At 71.5% G+C, this 4950-nt stretch carries 5 protein-coding genes and 1 pseudogene; 2 read left to right on the top strand and 4 right to left on the bottom strand.

Going from position 1 to position 4950, the window contains the following annotated elements:
• The 4 genes and pseudogenes from QR77_RS47730 to QR77_RS07055 all read right to left on the bottom strand — a co-directional run.
• Positions 1 to 496: pseudogene (locus QR77_RS47730) on the bottom strand (hypothetical protein); the annotation flags it as partial.
• Positions 497 to 711: 215 nt separating this feature from the next.
• Complete coding sequence (locus tag QR77_RS07065) at positions 712 to 1494, bottom strand: creatininase family protein (RefSeq protein ID WP_040020345.1); 783 nt, start codon at positions 1492 to 1494, stop codon at positions 712 to 714.
• Positions 1491 to 2222 carry an FCD domain-containing protein gene (locus QR77_RS07060; RefSeq protein WP_040020344.1) on the bottom strand — a complete coding sequence of 244 codons (732 nt, stop codon included), beginning with the start codon at positions 2220 to 2222 and terminating at the stop codon, positions 1491 to 1493. The genes QR77_RS07065 and QR77_RS07060 overlap by 4 nt, the downstream gene beginning before the upstream one ends.
• 103 nt (positions 2223 to 2325) lie before the next feature.
• Positions 2326 to 2979, bottom strand: a complete 654-nt coding sequence (locus tag QR77_RS07055) for a helix-turn-helix domain-containing protein (protein ID WP_040020342.1) — start codon at positions 2977 to 2979, stop codon at positions 2326 to 2328.
• A 144-nt stretch (positions 2980 to 3123) separates the two neighbouring features.
• Between QR77_RS07055 and QR77_RS07050 the strand changes: the two genes are divergently transcribed.
• Together QR77_RS07050 and QR77_RS07045 are read left to right on the top strand one after the other, a co-directional pair.
• Positions 3124 to 4086 (top strand): alpha/beta hydrolase, encoded by a 963-nt coding sequence (locus tag QR77_RS07050; RefSeq protein ID WP_040020341.1) that lies wholly within the window; start codon positions 3124 to 3126, stop codon positions 4084 to 4086.
• A 497-nt stretch (positions 4087 to 4583) separates the two neighbouring features.
• Complete coding sequence (locus tag QR77_RS07045; RefSeq protein WP_040020340.1) at positions 4584 to 4799, top strand: I78 family peptidase inhibitor; 216 nt, start codon at positions 4584 to 4586, stop codon at positions 4797 to 4799.
• Positions 4800 to 4950: the final 151 nt, after the last annotated feature.

Below are 4950 nucleotides of genomic sequence, written 5' to 3'. Positions count from 1 at the left end.
GTACACCCGCTGTTTTGTCGACGCAGAGTGTGTCTTCGAGCTGGTCGAGCAGGTCCCCGGTGAAGGCCACGTCGTCCACTCCGGCGGCGGCGTACGGAGCGCCCTGCCAGGCCTGCCGGTCGCCGTCCCCGGTGCCGACGACCCCGTTGGGATAGGCGACGACGGCCGGCAGGGTCGACAGCTTCGAGAACTCCTCCGTACCCGCACCGGTGTTGCCCCGGCCGTGGAAGGCGAGGATCACCGGCCAGTCGCGCTTCGACGCGTAGTCGGCGGGGAGATGGAGCTGGTACGTACGGTTCAGACCGCCGCTGGAGATGGTGTGCAGCACGCTTGTGCCGGGGGTCTGGGGCGCGGGGATACGGCAGGCGGCGGGCCCCGCGCCGTGATGGGCCGGGGCGGGCGCGGGGGACACCGCGACGGCCGGTGCGGTACCTCCGAGACACAGGGCGAGGCCCGCGACGGCGCTCGCGGCCCGGATCAGTACGGTGCTGTTCATGGCAGGCTCCTTCTGCCGTACGCCGGAGGCGGACGGCTCACTGGGGTCACTGGGGTCGCTGGACGACTGGGGTCACCCGCTCGCGGAGCCGGGTGGCGGCGGTGGGTACGCGGGCAGGGCCGTGCCGCCGCGGGCGCTACGCGGGGCGTTCGGCGCGTGGCGCGCGCGGTGCGGTGGCGGAGAGGGGGATGGGGGAGCGGAGGATGCCTCGTGGCTCAGGCCTCCAGCCACTCCTTCACGAACGACGACAGACGTTTCACGACGGCGTCGACGATCGCCTGTCCGTCCTCGGCGGTGGCCCGGCGCGGGTCCCCGAGAACGCCGTTGGGGCTGAGCCGGTCGTAGCGCACCGCGAGCGTGGGGTGGCCGGCGCGGTGGGAGAGCCGGGAGAGCGGATCGAGCGCGGCGGTGGCCGTCGCACCCGGTGTGAGCCGGTCGGGGTGGACCAGGTGGGGCGCGACGTGGAGCATCTGGGCGGTCTCGGCCTCCCCGCTGTGGCCGTGCACCTCGCTGACCCCCATGCCGGAGACCACGTCGGCGGCCAGCGCGGTGACCGGGGTCCAGGCGAATTCCAGGTCCGGGTGGGTGGTGAGCAGGTCCTGCGCCACCGTCGTCAGCGTCGCGTTGTTTCCGCCGTGCCCGGTCACCACGAGTATCTTGCGCCAGCCGTGCCGGTAGAGGCTGTCGGCGTAGTCGCGGAGTACGGCGGCCAGGGTGGTGGTGGTCAGGGTGATGGTGCCGGTGAAGGCCAGGTGGTGCGGGGACACCCCGACGGGCAGCGAGGGTCCGATCACCGCGCGTCCGGCGAGTTCGGCCGCGACGAGGTCCGCGACCCGCTCGGCCCTGATCAGGTCGGTGGCCAACGGCATGGCGGGGCCGTGCTGTTCGAAGGCGCCCGCCGGGAGGATCACCACAGGGCTCGCGGTGACGGCGGCCGCGGCCTCCTCCGTGGTCATCTCGGCCAGCAGCACGGGCCGGGGGGTGGGGGTGCCGGTCATCGGGGCTGCTCCTGTCCTGCTGATTCCGCCTGCGGGTTCGCTTGGTCGGTGTCCGTGAAGTCCGCGCCGAGCACGCTCGCCCGGATCGCGCGCAGGTGCTCCCGGGTCAGCCGCTCGGCCGCCTCGGGGTCACCGGTCCGTACCGCCTCGAAGATCTTGACGTGTTCGCCGTGGTCCCGGCCGCGATCGCTGTAGCGATGCCGGATCTCGACCTGTTCGCGCGCCCTGACCTGGAGGAGCGCCTCGACGGTCTCGCGCAGCAGGGTGTTGCCCGTCGCGGCCGCCAGCGCCACATGGAAGTGCGTCGACCGCCTCAGCGACTCCTCCGGCGGATACAGCGCGTTGGCGGCGGCCGCCGCCAACTGCTCCACAGCCTCGGGCACTCGGATGCGCGCCGCCTCCGCCGCCATCGCCGGCTCAAGTACGAGGCGTGCGTCGACCAGTTCGAGAACCGACTTCCGGCTGCTGCGCGGGAGATGGGGGTTGGCCAGCAACCGCCGTTCACTGCCGGGTCCCACGTACGTCCCCGAGCCGTGCCGGAACTCCACCACACCCGTGGCTTCCAGTCTGCGCAGGGCCTCGCGGACGGTGGGTGTGGTGACTTCGAACCGGCGGGCGAGGTCCCGGGAGGACGCCAGCATGTCCCCCGGTACGAGGCGTTCGGTCCGGATGATCTCGACGATGCTGTCCGCCAGATGCTCGGACAGAGACACTTCACTGCGACTCATAAAGTGAATAGATCACTTGATCTCTCAGGGTGTCAAGAGTCGAGACATGCCCGTGCCGCGCGGTGCGTACGGAACGACCGCATCGCCCTCGTGATCCGGCGCGTCAGGGGATCCGGGCCTCGATGTGGGCGAGGTGGGCGGCGAGGATTTCTTCGAACGCGGCGTGGCGGTCCGCTCCGAGGGGGCGGATGTCGCGGGCGAAGTGGGCCAGGGCGGGGAAGCGCTCGGGATCGGCGCCGAGCACAGCGACGCGGAACTGCTCCATGCCCTGCTCGTACTCCGTGGGGGTGATGGCGCTGATACCGGCCTCGGAGGCGATCAGTGCGGCGAGAAGGATCGCGATGCGGTGGTAGCGCGCCGGGACCTCCTCGTCGGGCAGGCCGGACGTGCGCAGGGCCTGTAGCAGCTCCTCCATGACCAATCGGGATCCGGCGCCGCCGGACCCGTAGCGTCCCCACGCCGCGGCGAGTTGGGGCTGCTCGCCGAAGGCCTCGCGCAGGCGCAGGGCCAGGGCGGTGACGCGCTGCTTCCAGTCGCCCTCGGGGCGGTAGCCGTCCATGGCGGTCAGCAGGATCCGGTCGGCGACCGCGCGCAGCAGTTCGGTCTTGTTGCGGAAGTGCCGGTAGAGGCTGGAGGAGTCGGTCCCGAGCACTGCGGCGAGTTTGCGCACGCTGAAGGACTCGGCGTCGCTCGTGCGCAGCAGTTCCGCCGCCGTGTCCAGGATCTCCTCGGTCGACCATCGCCTTCGGCCAGTCATCCCGCCCCTCTCGTCCGAACTCAGCCTATCCCATGCACTTGCCGATGCACGCGGTGCGTGCATAATTGTGTGCATCACGAGGGCGATGCACTGCCCGACGGCAACGACAGACCCGGCAGCCGGCCGGGAGGGGGAGAAGGAGCCATGAGCGAGATCACTGCTGCGACAAGGCCGCCGGAGCCGGACTTCTCGGCGATCACGACCGAGGAGCTGCGCGCCTACAGCGAGGCGGAAAACCGCTTCCGGGCCTCCAGTGCGGCGCGGGCGATCCTCGGAGAGCCGGACGCCGGCGCCGCGATCGTCTGCCAGGAGGTCGCGCTGCCCGGCCGCGACCTGCCGGTCCGGGTCTACCGGCCGGCCCCGCCGGGAGACGGCGGAGCCGCGGCCCGAACCGGCCTGCCACTCGTGCTCCATGTCCACGGAGGTGGCTTCGTGGGCACGGCGGTGCAGTGCGACTGGACCAGCAGCCACCTCGCCGCGAGGCTGCCCGCCCTCGTCGTCTCGGTCGAGCACAGGCTCCTCGCCCCCGGCAGCCCGCTCGCGAACGCCGCCGACGACGGCTGGGACGTGCTCCAGCACGTACTGCGGCACGCCGCGCGGTGGGGCGTCGACCCGGCGCGTGCGGCCGTCTTCGGCGAGAGCTGCGGCGCGCTGATCAGCGCGCTGACGGCCATCCGGGCCAGGGAGGCCGGCCTGGAGCTCACGGCGCAGGTGCTGGTCAACCCGGCGGTCGACGTGACCGAGACGATGTTCGACTACCCCTCGATCGCCGAGTACGCGGACAGCCCGACCCGGGACCTGCCGCAACTACGGCTCTTCCAGCGGCTCGCCGTCCCGCCGGGAACCGACGCCGTCGCGGTCTCCCCGCTGTACGCGGACGACCTGAGCGGGCTGGCCCCGGCGCTCGTGGTGGTGCCCACCCAGGACGCGGTCGCCGACCACGGCCGCCGCTACGCCGAGCGACTGCGGGCGGCGGGGACCTCTGTGCGGCTTTCCGAATACCCGGGAGCGCGGCACGCGTTCCTCACCTTGCCCGGCGTGGAACCACAGGCCGAGGCGGCCCGTGCGGAGATCCTCGCGTTCCTCCGCACGGCCCTGGCGAAGTGACCCACCCGGCCTCGGCTGCGTGAGTGTGCCCGGCACCTACGGTTCCACCGACCCGCGCGAGGCCGCGAGCTGGGTCACGGCCTGGCCTGGCCTGGCCGGGCCAGGCCAGGCCCGGTGGCCGGTCCCTGGGGGCCTGGCCGCTCTCGGGGCGGGCTCTGGGCCGATCGGGCGATGGTGGCCGGTCCGCGTGCTCTTCGTCGGTGGATCGTGAGGGGGAATCGTGAATTCCACCTGACCCTGTCAATTCACGCCACCCGCGCGACGGTCACCGGTAAGAGAAATTCAGAAAGGGAGAATTTGTGTGATCTTCGAGGGGTCTGAATTTCTCCGAAATAAGGTTCCGGTAAGGAATGAAACAAGCCTCGGCGGGAAGTCGTTCTCGGTTGAGGAGCGCCGGGATCCTGTGACACAAGTGTGACCGCAGATGGAGTAAGGGGGTGCTGTAGGGGTATGCCGCAGGCTTCCTTCGCCGTCCCGGGGCGCCTACGGTGAGTGGCATGGCACCCCTACCGACTCCTCCCGCACAGCCGGAAGACAACACCGAGTCCTACCTCGGCCTCGCCGCCCAGGAGGCCGAGGACCGCGCCAGGGAACGCGGCTGGACCGTCGTCAGAGCGCTCCAGCCCGGCACGGTCATCACCATGGAGTACATGGTCGGCCGGCTGAACTTCGAGGTCGACGGCGGGAAGGTCATCCGCTGCTGGCACGGCTGACAGCGCCCGTCCCGGCCCGTACGCGGGGCGGCAGGCAGAGCGAACGGAAGGGCCCCGGCCGTATGGCCGGGGCCCTTCCGTCGTACGGGGGCGAAGCTGTGCGTACCGGCCCCCTCTGGTCTCCTGTGCGGGTCTCGTGTCGCGGAGGCGG

It is taken from the genome of Streptomyces sp. 150FB (assembly GCF_000818195.1).
Taxonomy (GTDB): domain Bacteria; phylum Actinomycetota; class Actinomycetes; order Streptomycetales; family Streptomycetaceae; genus Streptomyces.
This window is presented reverse-complemented; position numbering and strand designations above follow the sequence as displayed.